This is a genomic window from Levilactobacillus spicheri DSM 15429 (genome assembly GCF_001435095.1).
GTDB classification, from domain to species: domain Bacteria; phylum Bacillota; class Bacilli; order Lactobacillales; family Lactobacillaceae; genus Levilactobacillus; species Levilactobacillus spicheri.
On sequence record NZ_AZFC01000012.1, the window covers coordinates 124780 to 144067 of the forward strand.

A 19288-nucleotide genomic window follows, 5' to 3' on the forward strand; every position below is an offset into this window, starting at 1 on the left:
CACGACCAATTCACCCAACTATCAGGATTTCGGGGAGTTGTTCCGGTCTGAATTTCGATAGTCTTTGCCATAGATAAACTTATGAAGCTTAAAGTACTGTGCGCCCAGCTTCCGTTCGTTCTGATTATCCTTGGGGTGGTAATACTGCCGACCTTCGAGGCCCTGGGGCATGTAGTTTTGCTGGGCAATCTGATGCGGTTGCTGGAAGGGACTGTCGATTAAGCCGCCACCCGTGATTTCCTCCGAGTGTTTGTAATGCATATCGCGCAGGCCACGGGGCATCGGGTGCAGGTTCGGGTGCTCGGTATCTTGGTCTAGCTGCTCCCAGGTCTCATCAAACGACCCGGACTTGGGCGAGATACACATCAGCATCGTGGCAAACATCAACGGATACTTGGCCTTAGGCATGCCCACCTTTTCGGCTTGGTTGGCGGCGACCACGATCTGCGTGACCTGCTGCGGATTGGCCAGGCCGATATAGGTGTAGGGAATCTCGCGTAAGCGGCGGACCACCGAGGGCAGGTCGTCGTTTTTGAGGAGGACCGCCAAGTAGTACAGGGCGGCGTCGGTATCCGAGCCGGCCATCGAGTCCGAGTAGGCGGCCAGGTAGTCGTAATGCTTCGTCGCCTTGCGGTCGTAACTGAAATGCTGTTGCCGGGCAAAGTACTGAACGGCCGCCACGGTGAGCTTGGTGCCGTCGATGGCGTGCAGGGTCTCCAGGATGTTTAAAGCCACCCGGAGATCCCCGTCAGCCGCGGTGGCAATCAAATCGAGGGCGGACACTTCAATCTGGTCGTCATCCCACTGGTAAACCGTGGTGACCGCCCGCTGCAGGGTGGTTTTAATGGCCGCCTCGTCGAGCGGTTGAAATTCGAAGATCTGGCAGCGGGAGCGAATGGCCGGAACGATGGACATGATTGGGTTCTCGGTCGTGGACCCAATCAGCATCACGTGACCGTTTTCCAGGTGGGGCAGGAGAAAGTCCTGCAACGTCTTGGTCATGCGGTGAATCTCGTCGATCAATAACACGAACGACTGATGGGGGTACCCGGCGATGGCGTCCGTGAGCTTAGCCTTGTTTTCGGTCGAGGCGTTAAACGCGACGAACGGATACTTGTTGTGAGCGGCAATGAGTCGGGCCAAGCTGGTTTTGCCGGTTCCCGGGGGTCCCCAGAAAATCAAGGGAATGTTGACGTGCTGGTCAATGATTTGGCGCAGGGGCTGCCCGGGGTCTAAGAGGGCGGGTTGTCCCACCATCTGATCCAATGATTGGGGCCGTAGCTGGTCGGCTAAGGGGGTGTTGAAGGCCAATTGAAGGCTCCTTTCTGGTTGTCTTAACCTTAAAGTTATAGGATAAGCATAGCACGAACCGCCAGTCTTGATTTTATTTTGGCTCGCTTGGGCAGGGGAAAATGAAGGGTTAAGCTGGCGCCATGGAAATAACCATTAAAGCGAGGTAATTAGATGGTCAACGTTAAATTTGATGACTTTTTAAAACAGGAATTACAGGACCCTGAGATTAAAGCCGGTTTTGAAAAACAAAATGGGTAACTCGTTCGGGACGTTGCGGCCAGACAAACTAAGTTGGCATGCTGGCACTAAATAGATAAAAGATCGCCTGAAATCGGCATTCAGGCGATCCTTTTTATTTTGGGCCCGCGGTTAATCTAACCCTAAACGTTGGCGAAGCTGAAGCCGAAGAACTGTCTCACCATGACTTAGCTTTAAGTTAGCCATAGCATCTTGGTAGCCAGAACGTTTAGCTCGATGCGGTGGATGCCTTGCCGACGAGCTTCCGCTTTTAAAGCGGCCATCAGTTGACCACCGACGCCTTGCTGCTGCATATTTTGGGCCACACCAATGCCGATATTCCAGGTACGGTGCATTGACGGGAGGGCGACCGGGGGTTCCAAGAAATCATCCCCAGGACTTGGGTGCCCTGCACGGCGACCAATTGACTACCCGCGGGATCGGGATAATGTTGCTCGTAAGCTGCCGGACTTTTAAGGCGGATTGGTCCGGGGCTATTGGTGGTGTTCCAAATGGTTTATGATAAACAATCTGGAGAATTTTGTATCCAGAGTACCAAGTTTTAATAGCTAAGCTAACTCATTGTGGTATAATTTATAAGTTAAATTAAAAATATGATTAATTATAAAGAGAGGCTTTATGGGAGCAAGGATAAGTAATGAAGAGTTCCTGTGTCGCATAAAAAAGTTAAGAGGGGATGAATATACCTTCTTAGAAAAGTATGCAGGTTCTGGTAAAAAAATTAAATGTCGGCATAATCTCTGTGGTTTCGAATATGAAATTACACCGAATGGTTTTTTAAATGGCAGTGAATGTCGAAATTGCAATAAGGTGACCAATGAAAAATTTCGAGAAAGGGTTTTTAAACTAGTGGGTGATGAGTACACCTTTATTGAAGAATATAAAAAGGCGTCAGTTAAAATTATGTGTAGGCATAATTTTTGCAAATACGAATATAAAGTAACCCCAAATCATTTCTATACAGGTAGCAGATGTCCTAAATGTTCTAAGGAAGCTGGAACTAAAAAACGTGCTAATATATTGCGACAATCCGACGAAGAATTTCGCAAAAGAATGAGGAATATCGTCGGAGACGAATATACTTTTCCAAACAAATTTATAGGAGTTATGGTCAAGCAAACTTGTATTCATAATAAATGCGGCTACATTTGGTCAGTACAGCCCAATAAACTTTTTAATGGAACTCGCTGTCCGCAATGTAATCGAAAAAAACATGGTCAAAATAATGAATCATATCAAAAACAAGCAAAAGATATTAGGCCCGGTTTTACGGTTCAAAGTAAATATATTGGATGTCAGAATTTGGTTACGGTCAAACATGATTCATGTGGTACTATCTGGCAAGTAAATCCCGGTCAATTTTTACGTGGAGCACAGTGTCCTAAATGTCTGAGTAAAAAAATGTCAGAGCTAATGAAACTTGATCCGATAGAATATTCTCAAGATATTAAACAATTGTATGGCAACGAATACACGCTTTTAAGTGATTACATGAAGGCAACTATAAAGGTGAAGGTAAGGCATAACAAATGTGGTTATACTTGGTTGGTAAATGCTTTCACTTTTAGAAAGGGGCATGGATGTCCCAAGTGCAAACGGTCAACTGGCGAAAAAGCTATAGAAGAATTCTTAATTAACAACAATATCAGGTATGAAGCACAAAAAAGATTTAACGATTGTAGGAATAAATCTCAACTTCCCTTCGATTTCTTTATAGCTAATAAATTCCTAGTTGAATTTGATGGGCAACAGCATTACAAGCCAATTGATTTTTTTGGTGGTGAATCAGCTTTTAATAAACGTAAAGTTAATGATGAAATTAAAAATAAGTGGGCTGCGGACAATGGCATACCACTTATTCGCATTAGTTTCGATGAATATAAAAGAATAAATGAAATAATGTCTAAGTTAATTGAGCAATATATTTAAACTAGTTTTGAGAATTTTATAAATGCACTAGAAGTGGTTGACAACATCTTTATAATAAATAGGATTTAGGTACTTAATTTCCTTATTTGAATGTTTAACTATTGCAAAGCTGGGGGAAATATAAGCTTTGCGTTTTTTAATAAAGTCGACTTGGGAACAACTAAAACTATAGTTTGGTAATTGATCTAGTTCAGTTGAATTCTCCTTTTCGACTTGAAAAGAAAGATTATTAATTTCGGCCATTTCAGTTTCATAGGTCATCTTGACAGAAATTAGCATAAAATGTTTTTTATATAAAGCAGGAACAGGTACGACGATGGCACGTTCTCTAGGATTAATAGCAGCAAGAATAATTTTTTCTATGTGGCGTTCGTCCTTTAGTTTTTTTAATAAAGCATCATTAATGGTAATACCTTGCTTTAAATAATGATCTGTAAGAGGGCCATTACAATATTCTAATTCAAGTAAACAGGTATATGCGTCATGTCTTGAAATATTTTCTATTCCTAATAGCTGTGGATTATATCGTAATTTATCATTGAACTCTAAGCCCTTCATTTCTTGACCATTTTCGTCTTTCTTTGTTAATAATGTTGCCTTAGTTATTTTCCCCTTTGGACCAGACACCAACCACTTGCCCCAATTATTACTAGTGTATACCTTTTCATCGACATTTAACGATTGAAGGTATAGAATACTGAACTTCGGTCGGACACTGTTAGTATCTTGCTTTCTTTGATCCGATACTTGCCAATAAACTCCCCCAATAGCGATAATTGCACCTAAATATCCTCCTAGAAATCCTAACCATTCACCTGGGTAACGACTACCAGGGAAAACACTAAGTAATAGTAGTGGTGTTATGATAACTATGATTACAAAGACAAACCAGAACTTTAAATTTTTAAATGACATTGAAAATACAACCTCCGACATATTTTTGAAGGGAATGATAATGAGTGGAGCTTAGTAATACTTTATTTACAGTGGTCGGGGCACTAATAGTAGCGTTAATAGGTTATTCATCAGCAATGCGAGTAAAGAGACAAGACATTAGTTCGGAAAATATAAGCCAAAATAGGCAAGAATGGAGAAAGAAACTTAGAAAAATTGCTGTTAAAGATAGCCTTTTAAGTAATGGAGATTACCAACAAATTTTGGGTAATATTAATCCATATCACGCCGAAAAAAGCAAACGTTCTTTTTTTATGAGAGATCAACATATAAAAAACGCTATAAATAACATAGAAGATAACATTGAAAAAAGCAAAATAGTCAAGGAGTATTTAAGATTATTATTGAAGTATGATTGGGATCGTAGCAAATGTGAAATTATGGGGACAAGTAGGAGGGAGATTTCTGATAACTATATAAGCTCGATCGCACTGTATTCAGTTTCATTTAGTGACAAGGGACAAAAATTTATGGAAATATTTAAAGGTACTGATTGGTCCCAAGAAAGTATAAAAGAATACGCATTTAGCCTAAGTTCAGAAGAAAAGAAAGCAAAAATTAAATGCAGAAATTCAATCATTTACATAGTATTAGCTACCCTCTTTATTATATTGGCGTTTGTATCAACAACTTTTACTAATATGACTTATTACTCATGTGCCTTAGTCTTTGCTCTTCCAAGTGTTTTCTTAGGGACTTGGATAATATATTTTACCAAAGAAAAAATTATATTTTCTATAATTATAGAGGTATGGTACTTTTTAGCAGTGTGTGTGCTGATAAGCTTCATGTTGCCCAGTTTTAATTGGAATGCTATTCCTTTCAATGCACGGCCTGGCTGTTTGTGTAAGTACATTACCTTTTATAATTAGAGGCTTTTTCTATACCGAATAAAATAGTTGTTTTTGTCGTCTAATAATAGGTACAGAGGCATATACAAACACCTTATAAAGAAAGCAGTAGTATATTCATCTGGAGTCCCTCTATAACGACCATCCTTGCTTTCTTCTAAATTGAAGGCGTACTAACTACCTGTTGGCATATCTTGTAAAACAATGGTTCAAACTGTATATCAGTCTACTTTAGAATACAATTATAGTAATGTGGTTGTACTCTAAAGTAGACTCTTGGACAAGAATTCTGTTGCTTTGAGAAGTTTAATTGTCTTCATAGATTCCCTTCACACCTTCTTAGTTGAAACAACAGAATCAATATCTGAAACGGCAAAAGGCACAGAAATCTTTTCAAAATGGCTCCTAAGGTTAAACTTCTTGTTTAGTCTTTAGAGGGTCCACTTTATGGCTTCTCTTTAAACAAAGGTGATCAATAATTTTTACTTATTTTTAATCTTGCCTTACAGTTTCTTCAACCCATCCCGCTGCTCCTCATCGATCATGTGGGTGTACAGCCCGGTCGCACTGGTCGAATTTTGCCCCAGCTGGGTGGCCACGAGTTGCTCGTTCTTAGTGGCCAGGTAGAGCTTGGACGCCAGCGTGTGCCGCAGCTTATGGGGCGTGATACGGACCTTGAAGGCCGCCGAATACTTGGCGACCATTTTTTCGATGGTGTTAGCCTGCATCCGGGACGCCTGACCGCGGTAGATGGTCAAAAACAAGGCCCGGTCGCCGGGGGCCGCGTGATACAAAGCTGTACGCTGGTCTACGTAGGCCTGAATATAGGGCATGGTCCAGGGGGCAATCGGCACCGTATCGCGTTGGCCACCCTTACGAATCACGCCGATTGTGCTGGTCTTCAAGTTTAAATGCCGCAAATCGGCGTTGGCGGCCTCCGAGACCCGCAGACCGCTGCCCAATAAGAGGGCGTTGATGGCTAAATCGCGGACCTTGTCGCGTCGAAAGTAGCGTTTTTGGGTCGGGGTCAACCGGGACTCATAGGTCTCGTCGATGAAGGCCAGGTAATCGTGGTCGGTATTGCCCAGCATCAGCTTGGTCTTGAGGTTGGCCGCCCGGGTGGCGTAGGTCTCGTTGGTCCGCACCAGGGCGATCTTGTGCATCACATTGCGGTCGAAGTAGGCCTCGCCGTGCTCGTCTTCCGTGTCCTCGGTCAGGTACTTGAACAGCGACGAGAGGGCGTTTAGCGACCGGTTGATGGTCGGATGTGACCGACTCCCCGGGGCGCCGTTGGCCTTGGTCTGGTTCAACAGGGCGGACTTGTATAACTCCACGGTCTCCTTTTTTAAATGGGCCAGGACGTCGAGCTGAATGTCGGCCGGTTGGGTAGCCGGCGTCAGGCCTTCTTGAATCAGCCAGGTAAAGAAGCGGCGAAACTCCGTGAGGTACTGGTACAGCGTGGCCGGTGACAGGGGAATCGTGGCCTTGGCCTGGTAGTATTCTTGGACGAACCAGGGCGCGGTGGCCAGTTCTTCATCGATCAATTTTAAGTAGTGTTGTTTTTCCATGAACCGGGCCTCCAAACGTTTGTTCTAATGGCTTTATGATACCAAGAAACCGGCGGGGATGACAACCAAAGTTCCCTAATCGCAAGCAAGGAGCGTTCCATAAGTAAAACTAATGAATAACCAACTTATTCGGAATTGGTCAGTTGACGATGGGCGCGTAAACTAAGACTTATCAATTAGGCTAATACCCAAATAGCAGTGAAGGAGATTTTAAGATGAAAGCAGCAACGTTTATGGCACCCGGCAAAATGGTCGTCAAGGATTACGCGAAACCCGAGCTTCAAAAGCCCACGGATGCCATCATCAGGATCGTACGGGCCTGTGTCTGCGGCTCCGATTTGTGGTGGTACCGCGGTATTTCCCAGCGCGAAGCCGGCTCAACCACCGGTCACGAAGCCATCGGAATTGTCGATGCCGTGGGGGCGGACGTCAAGGACGTGCAAGTCGGCGACTTCGTGATTGCGCCCTTCACCCACGGTTGTGGTCACTGTGCCGCTTGTTTGGCGGGCTTTGACGGCGATTGTTTAAACCAAGAAGCTGGGGGCAATGGCGGCTACCAGGGTGAATACCTGCGTTTCACCAACGCCAACTGGGCGCTCGTCAAGATTCCCGGGCAACCCTCTGATTACTCCGATGAGATGCTCAACAACCTTTTAACCCTCGCCGATGTCATGGCGACCGGTTATCACGCCGCGGCCAGCGCTGAGGTCAAACCAGATGACACCGTCGTCGTGCTGGGCGACGGGGCCGTGGGCCTGTGTGGCGTAATTGCGGCGAAATTGTTGGGCGCCAAGCGCATCATTGCGATGAGCCGCCACGCCGACCGACAAGCCTTAGCCAAGGAATTTGGGGCCACGGACATCATCGCCGAACGCGGGGACGAAGCCGTCGCCAAGGTCATGGCCTTGACCGGCGCTGGCGCCGATGCGGTCCTCGAATGTGTGGGAACGGAACAGTCCGTCGACACTGCCGTCAAGGTTGGCCGCCCCGGGGCCGTTGTCGGGCGCGTGGGCGTCCCCCAGAAGCCGGAAATGAATACCAACAACTTGTTCTGGAAGAACATTGGGCTGCGGGGCGGCATTGCGTCCGTCACGTCCGATGACCGGAAGATTTTACTAGACGCCGTCCTTAAGGGCGACATCCATCCCGGGAAGGTCTTCACGCAACGTTTCACCCTGGACCAAGTCCAAGCGGCCTATGAAGCCATGGACCACCGGCAGGCGATTAAGTCGTTGTTAGTGATTAGTGATTAAAAAGGAGCTCCTCTGATGAAAAATGTCTTGATCATTGGCGCCACGGGAACCATTGGCGGCGCCGTGCGCCAAACCCTCTTGAACGAAACGGATGACCACTTGACCCTGTTTGCCAGAAGCACTGGCCGGCTCCAACCCAGTGACCGAGAAACGGTGATCGCCGGGGATGTGACCAACGATGCCGACTTAGACCGGGCGTTGGTCAACCAAGAAGCCGTCTTTGTCGCGTTGAGCGGCCCGTTAGGTCAATTTGCCCGCAAAATCGTTGCGGCGATGGACCGTAACCTGGTCTCACGCTTGCTGTTTATCACCTCGATGGGCATCTACAACGAAATTCCCGTTTCCGTGGGCAGTAACGGGAACCTGAGCCATAACGATGTCTTACGGCCATATCGGGAAGCCGCCGACGTGGTGGAGGCCTCGGACTTGACCTACACTGTGATTCGGCCGGGCTGGTTCACCAGCGGTCCCGTTAATTATGACATCACGCGGAAGGGCGAGCCCTTTGGCGGTCATGACGTGTCGGTGAGCTCCATTGCCGACTTTGTTAAACGAGCCATCGCAGATGATGGCTACTACGCCCACGACAGTGTGGGATTGAATACGAAATAACAGTTGCCTCCTAAATTTGGACGTTAATGCCATTTAGGGGGTTATTTTAGGGGCCGTTTAACCAGTGTCCGGGAACCTTGCCGCATGATGTGCCGATGACAAAGATTGCTATAATAGAAAGAAAACAGCTTGAGGTGACTGCGATGTTCCAACAAATGCAATACTTTATCGCCATCGTTAAAAATCATAGTTTTACTCAGGCGGCCGTCGACTGTCATATTTCCCAATCCGCCATCTCGCAGCAAATGAAGGAATTGGAGAACCGGCTGGGTGTTCAGTTGTTGACGCGGCAGGGGCGCAGCTTTGAGATCACGGCAGCGGGACAGTATTTTTACACGCACAGCCAAGCCATCTTGGCCGACGTGGACCAACTAGTGAGTCAGACCGTCAAAATTGCCCAGCCAGACACCGTTAACTTACGCATTGGTTATCTGCGGAGTTTTGGCGCCACCGAATTTCTTCAGACGGTGGCGCAGTTTACCCAAGCCTTCCCGCAGGTCAAGGTCACCATCACGAGTGGCACCCACGAGGGCCTTTACGAGTTGTTAAGGACCGGCCAAATCGACTTGAATTTCGCCGATCAGCGCCGGGCACTGTCTAACGAGTACCAAAATGAATTTTTGACGGACAGTGACTTCATGGTAGCGGTCAACCGGGGACTTCCCGTCACGACTGACCAAATCGAAAGTACTGACCTAGCCGACTTACCTTGCATCCTGCTTGGCACCGACCCGCAACCAGCGCCGGCGGAAGAGGCGTACTACCGAGAGATCTTGGGCGTTCAGAGCGACTTTGTCCCGGCCCAGACCTACGATGAGGCCCAAATGTTGATTGCGGCCAACCAGGGCTATTTGATTACCAACCGCCGAACGCAAGTCCAGCTGGATCACGCCATCGTTAAGTTGATTCCGTTAGTTAAGGGCGGGCGTCCACTACGGCAGAATTATTACGCCTACTGGAAGGCCGACAATTCGGGGTACTATATCGAAAGCTTTGCGGAAATGTTAAAACGAAATTTTGTATAAGTTGAATTATCGTTCAATTTCGATTGATTCTCAAGGGAGAGATGCTTCATGGCTAATAAAACACTGATTATGTACTACTCCTGGTCCGGCACGACCAAACGGGCGGCCCAAGCGCTTGCAAAGAGCGTCACTGCGGACGTCGTTGAACTCACAGTTGCCAGCCAGACCTTCTCAAGCGATATGTTTGCGACTTCGGACATCGCGAAGGACCAGCTCAGTACGGGAGCATTGCCGCCGTTAACTAATGCATTGCCCGATTTTAAGCAATACACCACGATTCTAATTGGTGGCCCCGTTTGGAGTGCGATGGTCGCCACGCCGGTGCGGCGCCTACTAACGGATTTAGCCACGTACACGGGCACCGTCGCGCCGTTCTACACCGACGCGGGGACCGCCGGCCAATATGAACAAGACTTTGCCAGTCTGGTGAACCAGGCGACCGTGAAACCCGGACTCGAGTTCCACGGTCAATCCGCAGACCAGCTAGCCGCTTGGGTCCGCACCGTTACGGGGTAGGCGGCTGGGCTAACGCGGTTCATCGAATGCCGAAAATCCGTTGTCAATTGAGATTGTTTAAGCTTGAAAAAAGCTCGTCCATTCGGCGGAATGGCGGGCGTTTTTTGCGGGCACGTACTCAGCAATTAGGCTTGTCAGGTGTAACCGGTTACGCGATAATGGGAATACCACTGACCTTGAAAGGATGTTACCTCATGGAAATCACGTTTAACGAAAGTTTCGCGAGCAATCTCGCCCAAGCCCTGAACCGACCCGTCATTGGTTTGCCCTTAGACCTCCAGCTGGGGGACTTACATCGGTTTGAAAACGCCCAGGCGCCCTTTTGGAGCTTAAAGGCCCAGTACGACCAGGACGCGACAAGCACGGATTATTTTAGCGACAGCATCCAGAAAATTAAGGAAGTTCAAGCGGCCATCGCGGCGGGGGACCCACTGCGCGTCTGGTGGAGTGAAACGCCCGATGATTTGAGCGGCTTTTACTGGCTGTGCGACCAACTCAAGGGCCACTTCAATCAATTGTCCCAGGTAAAGGTGCCCATGACGGCACCGAAAATCGGCGAAACCTTGGGCTTTCGGGAATGGGCGAGCCTCGGCGAAATTGGTGTTGACGAGATTCCCCAATATTTACCCACGACCAAGGACGTGTCGTTAGCCGACCGCCAAGTCTACGAGTACGTGTGGGCGAATCTGTTGGCGGAGAACGCACCGGTCAGAGCCACGGTCAACGGCCACCTCATCGGGGTCGCTGAAGCCTTCTATGACGACCTGTTAGTGCGACCGGCTGGTCAAAATTGGTCACCGATTCGAATCGTGGGCGAGACGTTGGGGCAGTACCCCATTGGCGTTCCCGACTGGTGGTATTTGTATCGGTTGGATCAGTTGTCGCGGTAAAATATCGTTTTATTTTTGTAAAAAGCCGGTGGCTCCGAGAGATGGGAACCACCGGTTTTAATTAGCGCATGAACACCAAGGCCTCGAGAAATGACCGAAACTGCCATGTCCATTTTTATTAGAGATGGCCAATTCATGAAATAGATGTCTTGTTGGTGGCACTGATGACGCGGTTTGTACGGTTAGTTAACAAACTTGGCTATTATAGAAATACGTGACAAAGTCATGGAACTGTGAAATCTTAAACCGTTGATTTCTCCGTAACCAATCGCTTGTTTGACCAATCCTCACTATAAATAACGCAGATAACTTAATTTTGCTAGTTTAATCAAAAGAGAGAAGAAACGGAATAATCTGGAAAATCTAGTGTTCATTTAAAATGTATCGGCACTTTCAATTACGGAAAACAATTTTTGCTGAACGATTTTCGGACCTATCTTAAGGATTGAAAATTTGGGGACCACCGTGGTTTTTCTAGCGTAACGGTGGCGAGCCGCCAAGTGAAAATGGTTTCCTCACGTGACCTGATTTAGATCATTCACCGCAACGAATGGTGAAGCCTTGATTCCGATAACAGGAATCATTAATGGCTCTGACCGACAAAATTATTTCTACGGATTTAAGGATACAAGGTTCTTAATCACCCGCTTCGTGAACGCTGATTAAGGGAAATATACGGTGATTTAACAAAACTAAGGGGGAAAACGTCCTATTTGTAAAGTGCTTAATGACACTTAGGTGGGGGATTAAAAGTTAACTAAAACCATTAAATTAGCCAGTAGTGCTACTTACACCTTGAAATTAGCTAACCTAACTTTACAAAAACGGTATACTGATGGTCAGTCAGAACAGAAAGGATCGGTGATTGCTTATCGCCATGACCATGCAACCAGAATTGAAACACCTTTTAGCGGCCGTTAATTTGGGCCACAGTCGTGATCATCCGCTAGCAGGTTGGTTCATCTTAACGATTCTTTACGGGGACCACACCGGTGAACCCCAAACCTTTAACTATCTCAGTCAACACTACAACGCTAATTATTTAGACACCGATGAGAAGCCGCTCACGGACGCGATTTTAAAAAACGTCTTGAGTGAGCTGAGCGAAACGGCCCGCCTCATCGAAGTATCGCCGCGGAAAGTCCGCATGAAGATGAAAAGTGGGGCCTTTCACTTACAACAGGCGCCCGTGTACCGCATTACCAGTCAAGGCATCGAATACCTGACATTGATGCCTAAGGTCCTAGATGCCGAGAGTACCGTCACAGCCAACATTGCCCGCATCGATGAATATTGTGCCCTAGTGCAACAATTAGGTCAGCCCGTTCAGGACAGTACGTCGACCCGGTTGTATAACGACTTTAATAGTCTCTTATCAGCCTACACTGACGTGATGAAGGGGATGCACAAGCTTGACGAGGACCTCGACGACCTCGCCAACGATCTGGCCTTTAATCACGGTAGTGACGCCGCCCAACACCTCCAACAGATGCTCCACCACAAGGCCATCCCCGCGTTTGAACGCCTAATGACCCAGGGCCCCTTACTGCAGGCCATGGCGAACTCAACCACGTTTTTCGAGCAAGTCGCGCGTAGTCGCCAAGGGCAAGATAGCCTAGACGTCAACCGCGCGCTCAACGACCAAACGGCGCTTACCTTACAACTGCAACAAGACGGCCAGTACGTCCAGGCCCATTTACAACGACTCTCGGCGAGCTTTGAGCCCACCGCCAGTGCCATCGACAGTAGCTACGATTCCATTTACACGGTCTTTCAAACGATTCTCAGCGCGATTCAGCTACTGGGGCGGGCGTACGACCACATTCAGGATCAGACCATCGACATCCGGGAGTTGACCAGCCAAATCGATACCTTACTGGCCCGTTACGACACCCTCACGATTCCGCGGGCAATTCCTAAACATCTGGCGCAAGACCGATTAGTCTCCGATACCGCGGACCTGTTAAACGCCACGACGATGGGACCGGTCAAGTACTTGGCCACCCGGCAGCAGCGTCCGGTGGCAACGGCCGCGGACAATCCCACGGTGGCCCCCGTTGACGTGACGACCGACCACCGTCAACAAGGGTTAGCCGAATTTCAACGGTTAGTGATGACCGACGCCACCCATGGTAGAGTCGGTCACGACCTGGAGTTTCAAACGGTCTTAGCGCGTGACGAAATCGTCCGGTTGTATAGCGCCACCGGCTACGACCATTACCAAAGCTTCGCGCCGTTCGGGCGGCCGGTAACGGCGGTGACCGCCTTGCCCAACAGCCACCCCGTCTGGTTGCACTACGCCGGAGAAGCCTTTAGCGTGCAATTACCCAGTGGATTTACCATCACGTTTGCTAGTCAGGAGGTCAGTGACTAATGGTGACACATTTACGCGGTGCCGAACGAGACATTGTCAATCAGCTGATTGACCGCAATCTCTTCACCAGTACCTTAACCGCCCAAACACCCAAAGCAACAGTCAATGCCGTTAAAGCGTTGAAGAAGACCGTCGTCCAGCAACACGTGAACCATTTTCTGCAAGAATTGGTCGGCACCATCCCGGAGAATTATCAGGAAAATCTGGTCTGGCTGGTAGGGCCACCCAAGGAAGATGCCGAAACGGTCCACATCCTGTTAGCCACCCTAAAGGCGGTGATCAACGTGCCGGAATTACAGGGGAACCGCGCCGACCGGTCCGTCCTCACGCAAACCATCGTGCGGCAGGTCCACAGCGAAGTGCCCCAACTGGATGAACGGGAAATCCACCGCCGAATCACCCAGCTGTTTGTGGACCGATTTCAGTTGTTTACCCCGGATACGCCGGAGTACGTGCCCCTCGATCAGGACCAAGAGGTGATTGAATACTGGAACGTTGATCCCGACTTTAATCGCATCGCCCAAGCGCTCGTGACCCGCCTGGCGACTAAAGCGGCCACACCACCGTTAACGCGCCTGCAACGGCTGAACCGAGCCTTACTGATCAAGCGGTCGTTGAGTCGGGCGACCACGTCCCCGCAGCTCTGGCAGACGCTGCAGGAGCATCGTACCGAACTAGCGCAGCAGTGGGCCGAATTAGGCCGGTTCGACCTGGAGTGCGGGGACGATTACGCCTTACTTTTGGATCGAACCCGCACGCCTAGTCGGGCGAAACCCACGGTGGTAGCCATTGCCGTTGCCCGTCAAATTGGTGAGGTGGGGCTGCCTGCGGCCAAGTTGATGGCCAAAATCAAACAGGTTACCGCCGTTTTGTTTCCCGACGCAACTATCAGCCCCACGCTGGTCAAACAAGCCCTAGCAGAATTGGGTTTAGTAACTGTTCGGGACACGTTTGTCGTCGCTACGCCCATTGCGCAACGTTTTCTAGCTAAAACCACCCCCGAGGAGGAATCCCATCATGAATGAAATGACCACGTTACATCCCGTTAGTTTTCATCTTCGTAACTTTAACAAGTACCCTAAGCTAGATCTCGTTGCCTCCAAGCGGGGGAACCTCACGTTAGTCGGGGAAAACGCCGTGGGGAAGACCACGTTGGCTAACTGCTTTTTCCCAATGCTGATCGATGGGTCAATCGCCACGCCATCCTTTAATCCCGCCAAAGGGACCGACCGGCTAGATAAGGCGGGCAGTGCCCGGAACAGTTCGCGCGAATCCCGCAACTTCGACAGTATGCTCCTGGGATGGGGCAGCGGCGCCATGAAGGTTCGGACTGGGTACAGATACATGGTGCTGGAATCGGCGACCCGCCAAGTCGTCATGGGCTTAGGTGCACACCGGACGGTCGGGGACCGCCGCAAACCGACCTGGTGGTTCATCGCCAGTGTCCCGATAGAGCAGGCACCCATTCAATTGGTAACCACCGATGCCGAAGGGCAAAGTCTGGAAAAAGACGCCTTTATCGCCGCTAACCAGCAACTGGGTCAGCACTTCAAGGTGTTCACGCAGGTGGAAGGCTATCGTAACTATGCGGCCGAATACGTTTATGGCTTTACGCGCATTGAAAATCTGAACCAATTAGCCACGGCCTACCGGCTACTGGCTTCCCCAATCTTGACGGCCGGTAACGCCCGCTTTACCCCGATTCAAAATGCCCTGAAGAACGCCCAGGAAGGTATCGATCGTCAGGTGATTGAGAACGTCGCGGCGACCCAACGGGAGCTCAACCAGATGAACGGATTGCACGAGCGTATCGTCCGCGCCCAGGACCGGCTCGACCGCCTCAAAAAGGAAATCTTTTGGCGTAACTTGAACCGGTTCAAAGAGGTAGTCCTGGAGCCGTATACGACCACTAGTCAGCAACTCGACCAGCTCAAGCAGATTCAAACGACCGAACAACAGGGTCTCACTGCGGCACAACAAACGTTGGCGCAACTGACGCCGCTACTGGCAAAGGCCGAAAGTGCGGTCAGTCAATACGTCCAGGAGAAGGCCGTTCAAGAAGACCTGAAGGCCCGCCGGCAGGGCTTAAAAAATGAAATCAGTTTATTAACGGACCGAATCACGCGGTATCAACGACTGGGGCAACAACTCGCCCAGCAGCAACAAATTCTGGCCGAGTTTACGCAACAGCGAACGGCTATTACCCAACAGCAAGTCGCCTTGCGCCAGGAACAGTTGCGACCACTGCAGGCCCAGCTAGCGGCCAAAACGGCGGGAATGCCGATGCTACTAGACGTGATGACGGTGACCGACACCGCCGAACTAAGTCGGACCCTGAAACACTACCTGCGCAAGATGGACCGGCTCATCATACAGGTCCACGAAATTCAAACTAGCCAGCAACACGTTAACGAGGACGTTAAGATCGTCACGGACATGCGCCACGACCTGGACGACCGCATCGACCAACGGGTGCAAAATCCAGTATTCGGCCGGTTTCGTGAGGGCCTGCATACGGATAACTTGGCCGTCCATCAGGCTGGGTCGGCCAAGATGAGTGCCCGGTTCAACCAGCTGGAACAGCAACGTATCGCCTTGATTCACGAGAACCCAGATTTAAAGGCCTATTTGACCGATGATCAGCTATTGGGGACCCTTAAAACGGTGGCCCACACGTTAAGCGACCTGGTCACTCAATTTGCTCAGCTCCAAGCCCAACTTGACCAGCTGGCCATTCAACTACAAAACGCGCAGCAGCAGGTCACGGCGACTAAAACCGTGTTAACTACGGATTTCGCTGACTTTGACGTGACCACCACGCAAGCACAGGTGACGCAACGCCAGGCCCAACTTGACCAGCTCGTTTTAGACCCGCAAATCGACGATAAGCTGGCGCAAGCGCGGACGGACGTGCAAAAATATCGCCATCAGGAACAAAAAGTGGGCGCCCAGCAGGCGACGCACCAGGCCAACCTAGATTCCAATGCCACCCAACGCGAAACGGTCACCCAGCAACTAGACCAGCTCGTCCAAGATGGACACGCGGGGTTGCATGACCTGACTCCATATTTTCCTACGGACGTGGCCTTGACCAATTTGACCGCCGCACTAGCGTTTACCCATAGTCACGGTAGCGAACTGAATAGTCACGGGTATAGCGACTTGACCGATCAGATTGGGCGGTTGATCCACCGCAACGACGAGAACGGTCTCGACCGGTACGCCTTGGACACCATCTTCGAGGAACGGGGGCACTCCGCGATTGCCAGTGCTATGCGCCAGCAACGAGCTGTTCCATTAGGCGACCTCGGGTTTCGAGTGGTGGCGTTTGACCTTAAGCAAGCCCAGACCCTCCTCGCGGACGATGAAGCCGCCGTGGCCAACGCGCTGGACCAGTCGGCCTCGGGAAACGATATCGCCCAGAAGACCTATCTCGGGGCCGCCATTCACCAGATTGCAGATCAGTACCGTTTGATTACCAGCTATAACGAGATGCTAGCGAAGGGGACCCAAAGTGACCAGGAAATCCGGCTCAAGGTGTCCCTGGCGCCAGTCGACGTCGACCAGCAGGTAATCGACGAGGCCTGCGATGCGCACTTAACGAAACGTCCCGCACTGTCAGCCGAGATTCTACGCCGGCTCGAGCGGTTGGCTAACGAGGTGGCCATCGACAACGACGATGCAAAGTTCATGGACGAGGCTTACCAATTGCTCGATATTCGGCAATGGTCGGCGTTTAAGATCTGGATTCACCGCCGCCAAAGTCCCGTCGACGACTTTGAAGAGGTCGATGATAAGTTCGTTCAATCCGGCGGTTCCGGGGCGGAAAAGGCGCAAGCCATGGTCCTACCGCTACTGTTGGTTCCTAAGATGATTCTCCAACGCTCCCGGCAAGCCGACGTGCCACACCTGGTGATGTTTGACGAATTTGCCGATAAACTCGATCCCGAAACCGCCAAGTCGTTCGCGCGGACCATTGACCATTTCGGGTTCAACTTTATTGCGACCATGCCAAGTGGGGCGCAAAACAAGGTCTTGGCGGATGGGGTCGAAAATATCGCGTACGACGTGTTGGCGCCCACTCAGAAAAACGACGGCCAGTTCCACCCTAACGTGGTCCGCCCGGCACTGGTTTGGCAGGTCAAGCCCGATGATTGATTACCAGGCGGCTTACCAGCAAGCGACCGGCCAACCGGCACCGGAAAATGCCGCGAACCTCACGCCCTTGTTTGACGCGATTGCGGCGGACCAGGAATTGCCACCCCGAGGGCAGCAGAGCGTTGACGCTGGGTTCACGGCGCATACGTTAAGCGACCCCCAGGAAAATCCGGCCGTTTATCGTTATTACCAGTGGGTGCTGGCCAACTGTCTCGTCACACATCCCATGCGAGAACTCACCGCGCAATTGGTGGGGACCGCCTTCGTCAGTGCAAACGTCTTTCAGACTAATTTGCCGCAACCGGTCACGCTAAATCCTTGGCAGGTCGCAGCGATGGCGACCATCCCCCTCATTGCGACCAAGGCCGTGATCCTAGAAAATAACGGGGTATTCGTTTGGCTCAATCACCGCCATCCCACGTGGCCGTTGATTGACCAGGCGGGGAACAACTTTAACGCCGCATATTGCCAACTTTTGCCTCAGTTAGTCGCCCGCGGGTTGACCGTCACGTATCTGGGAGACCTGGACAGCCCCGGCATTCAGATTGCCGATCGAGTTCAAGGATTGTTGCCGCAGGTCGCGGCCGACGACTTGTTTACCCTCCAAGCACCCCAGCAAGTGGTCGAATGGCTAACGTTGTATGGTGAGGGACACACGGACGCTCGCCGGACCCGGCAGGTCACCGTTCAAACGCCACTACTGCGCGAAGAACTGCGCGTCATTCACACGCTGGGGAACTTTGTGGAACAGGAACAGTTGATCACCGCGTACGAGGCGAAGATTGAGCGGTGGTTACGCGAATAACATATTAATTGGTAACGTGATGGGTTAACCATCACTGAGTCAAAACAATTCTAAAATGGACGACAATTATTGGATGCTAAAGCCAATAGTTGTCGTCCATTTTGAATTTAGGCGGGGATGCTGCCAACATCGTCTAACACTTACCCTAACGTTTTAAGATCTAATCAAGGCCTGCTAGTGGTCCGCCTGCGCAAGTTAGTTAGACGCCACCCTTGATCAGATTCCAAATGGCTTCAAACCGGTCGGTATATTCGGCATCGTTCCAAGAGCTTTTAAAGTTAGGCAACGTAAAAATGGCAAACGTGGCGAGAATCATCTCGGCGTGGTCGTAGTCTTCTGCTGGCAGGCCCAGGATCTCGTTCATTTGTGCATAGGCGCCCTGCAAGACCTGGCTGAGGGCGGCCGGATTTTGGTCGATATAGGTGGTATTCAGGGTAAACATCTTGGAATCGGAATTATAGGCGGCCTTTTTGGCGTTGACGAAGGCCCACAGCCAGGCGTGTAACCGTTCCTGACGGGAGCCCCGTTGGGGGATGCTGAGACGGTTAAGAATTTCTTCCTGGAACCACGCCGCCGCGACTGCCGTCCAGAGTGCCTGTTTATTGGGGAAGTGCTTGTACAAAGCGCCGTGGGTGATCCCTAGCTTGGTACTAAGTTGGGTCAGTGAGATTTCAGTATTGTCCTGCGCGAGAATAAGGGCCTCGGCCGCGGCTATGATTTGTTGTTTAGAGGTTTTGGCCATCGTTAAGCACCTGCTTCTTTCTAGATAAAAGTAACTTTATTTGATTTTTGTTACTTTTTA

16 protein-coding genes are annotated in these 19288 nt (G+C 50.0%); 11 read left to right on the forward strand and 5 right to left on the reverse strand.

Annotated elements, in window-relative coordinates:
• Nucleotides 1-21: 21 nt before the first annotated feature.
• Both FD37_RS03335 and FD37_RS13210 read right to left on the reverse strand, forming a co-directional pair.
• Complete coding sequence (locus FD37_RS03335) at nt 22-1311, reverse strand: replication-associated recombination protein A (RefSeq protein ID WP_056963437.1); 1290 nt, start codon at nt 1309-1311, stop codon at nt 22-24.
• A gap of 413 nt (nt 1312-1724) precedes the next feature.
• A complete protein-coding gene (locus FD37_RS13210) occupies nt 1725-1886 on the reverse strand; it encodes a GNAT family N-acetyltransferase (RefSeq protein ID WP_147007653.1) in 162 nt (53 codons plus the stop codon).
• Nucleotides 1887-2169: 283 nt separating this feature from the next.
• Here FD37_RS13210 and FD37_RS12755 point away from each other — a divergent pair, with 283 nt between their 5' ends.
• Nucleotides 2170-3480: a PDDEXK family nuclease gene (locus tag FD37_RS12755; RefSeq protein WP_147007654.1), complete on the forward strand. Its 1311-nt coding sequence runs from the start codon at nt 2170-2172 to the stop codon at nt 3478-3480.
• A gap of 27 nt (nt 3481-3507) precedes the next feature.
• Here FD37_RS12755 and FD37_RS03350 read toward each other — a convergent pair whose 3' ends face one another.
• Entirely contained in the window at nt 3508-4395 is an 888-nt protein-coding gene (locus FD37_RS03350; protein WP_056963443.1) for a hypothetical protein, read from the reverse strand.
• Nucleotides 4396-4439: 44 nt separating this feature from the next.
• Between FD37_RS03350 and FD37_RS03355 the strand changes: the two genes are divergently transcribed.
• Nucleotides 4440-5306 (forward strand): hypothetical protein, encoded by an 867-nt coding sequence (locus FD37_RS03355; protein WP_056963445.1) that lies wholly within the window; start codon nt 4440-4442, stop codon nt 5304-5306.
• A 482-nt stretch (nt 5307-5788) separates the two neighbouring features.
• Here the strand turns inward: FD37_RS03355 and xerS are convergent, their stop codons facing one another.
• Nucleotides 5789-6853, reverse strand: a complete 1065-nt coding sequence (gene xerS, locus FD37_RS03360; RefSeq protein WP_056963447.1) for a tyrosine recombinase XerS — start codon at nt 6851-6853, stop codon at nt 5789-5791.
• Nucleotides 6854-7068: 215 nt separating this feature from the next.
• On the opposite strand from xerS, the gene FD37_RS03365 reads away from it, so the two are divergent.
• From FD37_RS03365 to FD37_RS03405, 9 genes are all read left to right on the forward strand, one after another.
• Complete coding sequence (locus FD37_RS03365) at nt 7069-8106, forward strand: zinc-dependent alcohol dehydrogenase family protein (RefSeq protein WP_056963449.1); 1038 nt, start codon at nt 7069-7071, stop codon at nt 8104-8106.
• A gap of 15 nt (nt 8107-8121) precedes the next feature.
• A complete protein-coding gene (locus FD37_RS03370) occupies nt 8122-8718 on the forward strand; it encodes an NAD(P)H-binding protein (protein WP_056963451.1) in 597 nt (198 codons plus the stop codon).
• Nucleotides 8719-8861: 143 nt separating this feature from the next.
• Nucleotides 8862-9743, forward strand: coding sequence for a LysR family transcriptional regulator (locus FD37_RS03375; protein ID WP_056963453.1), 882 nt, complete (start codon nt 8862-8864; stop codon nt 9741-9743).
• A gap of 48 nt (nt 9744-9791) precedes the next feature.
• Nucleotides 9792-10259 carry a flavodoxin gene (locus FD37_RS03380; protein ID WP_056963455.1) on the forward strand — a complete coding sequence of 156 codons (468 nt, stop codon included), beginning with the start codon at nt 9792-9794 and terminating at the stop codon, nt 10257-10259.
• A 194-nt stretch (nt 10260-10453) separates the two neighbouring features.
• On the forward strand, nt 10454-11149 hold the full coding sequence (locus FD37_RS03385; protein WP_056963457.1) for a DUF3658 domain-containing protein: 696 nt from the start codon (nt 10454-10456) through the stop codon (nt 11147-11149).
• Nucleotides 11150-12020: 871 nt separating this feature from the next.
• Nucleotides 12021-13523, forward strand: coding sequence for a hypothetical protein (locus FD37_RS03390; RefSeq protein ID WP_056963516.1), 1503 nt, complete (start codon nt 12021-12023; stop codon nt 13521-13523).
• Nucleotides 13523-14548 (forward strand): metal-sensitive transcriptional regulator, encoded by a 1026-nt coding sequence (locus FD37_RS03395; RefSeq protein ID WP_082605107.1) that lies wholly within the window; start codon nt 13523-13525, stop codon nt 14546-14548. The genes FD37_RS03390 and FD37_RS03395 overlap by 1 nt, the downstream gene beginning before the upstream one ends.
• Nucleotides 14541-17681, forward strand: a complete 3141-nt coding sequence (locus tag FD37_RS13110; protein ID WP_056963459.1) for an SbcC/MukB-like Walker B domain-containing protein — start codon at nt 14541-14543, stop codon at nt 17679-17681. The genes FD37_RS03395 and FD37_RS13110 overlap by 8 nt, the downstream gene beginning before the upstream one ends.
• Nucleotides 17674-18486 (forward strand): DUF2399 domain-containing protein, encoded by an 813-nt coding sequence (locus FD37_RS03405; RefSeq protein ID WP_056963461.1) that lies wholly within the window; start codon nt 17674-17676, stop codon nt 18484-18486. The genes FD37_RS13110 and FD37_RS03405 overlap by 8 nt, the downstream gene beginning before the upstream one ends.
• A 199-nt stretch (nt 18487-18685) precedes the next feature.
• Here FD37_RS03405 and FD37_RS03410 read toward each other — a convergent pair whose 3' ends face one another.
• Entirely contained in the window at nt 18686-19228 is a 543-nt protein-coding gene (locus FD37_RS03410) for a TetR/AcrR family transcriptional regulator (RefSeq protein ID WP_056963464.1), read from the reverse strand.
• Nucleotides 19229-19288 lie beyond the last annotated feature (60 nt).

Coding starts and splice junctions, on each gene's coding strand:
- FD37_RS13210 (WP_147007653.1), bottom strand. CDS start 1,886: ATGCACCGTACCTGGAATATCGGCATTGGTGTGGCCCAAAATATGCAG.
- FD37_RS12755 (WP_147007654.1), top strand. CDS start 2,170: ATGGGAGCAAGGATAAGTAATGAAGAGTTCCTGTGTCGCATAAAAAAG.
- FD37_RS03350 (WP_056963443.1), bottom strand. CDS start 4,395: ATGTCATTTAAAAATTTAAAGTTCTGGTTTGTCTTTGTAATCATAGTT.
- xerS (WP_056963447.1), bottom strand. CDS start 6,853: ATGGAAAAACAACACTACTTAAAATTGATCGATGAAGAACTGGCCACC.
- FD37_RS03365 (WP_056963449.1), top strand. CDS start 7,069: ATGAAAGCAGCAACGTTTATGGCACCCGGCAAAATGGTCGTCAAGGAT.
- FD37_RS03370 (WP_056963451.1), top strand. CDS start 8,122: ATGAAAAATGTCTTGATCATTGGCGCCACGGGAACCATTGGCGGCGCC.
- FD37_RS03375 (WP_056963453.1), top strand. CDS start 8,862: ATGTTCCAACAAATGCAATACTTTATCGCCATCGTTAAAAATCATAGT.
- FD37_RS03380 (WP_056963455.1), top strand. CDS start 9,792: ATGGCTAATAAAACACTGATTATGTACTACTCCTGGTCCGGCACGACC.
- FD37_RS03385 (WP_056963457.1), top strand. CDS start 10,454: ATGGAAATCACGTTTAACGAAAGTTTCGCGAGCAATCTCGCCCAAGCC.
- FD37_RS03395 (WP_082605107.1), top strand. CDS start 13,523: ATGGTGACACATTTACGCGGTGCCGAACGAGACATTGTCAATCAGCTG.
- FD37_RS13110 (WP_056963459.1), top strand. CDS start 14,541: ATGAATGAAATGACCACGTTACATCCCGTTAGTTTTCATCTTCGTAAC.
- FD37_RS03405 (WP_056963461.1), top strand. CDS start 17,674: ATGATTGATTACCAGGCGGCTTACCAGCAAGCGACCGGCCAACCGGCA.
- FD37_RS03410 (WP_056963464.1), bottom strand. CDS start 19,228: ATGGCCAAAACCTCTAAACAACAAATCATAGCCGCGGCCGAGGCCCTT.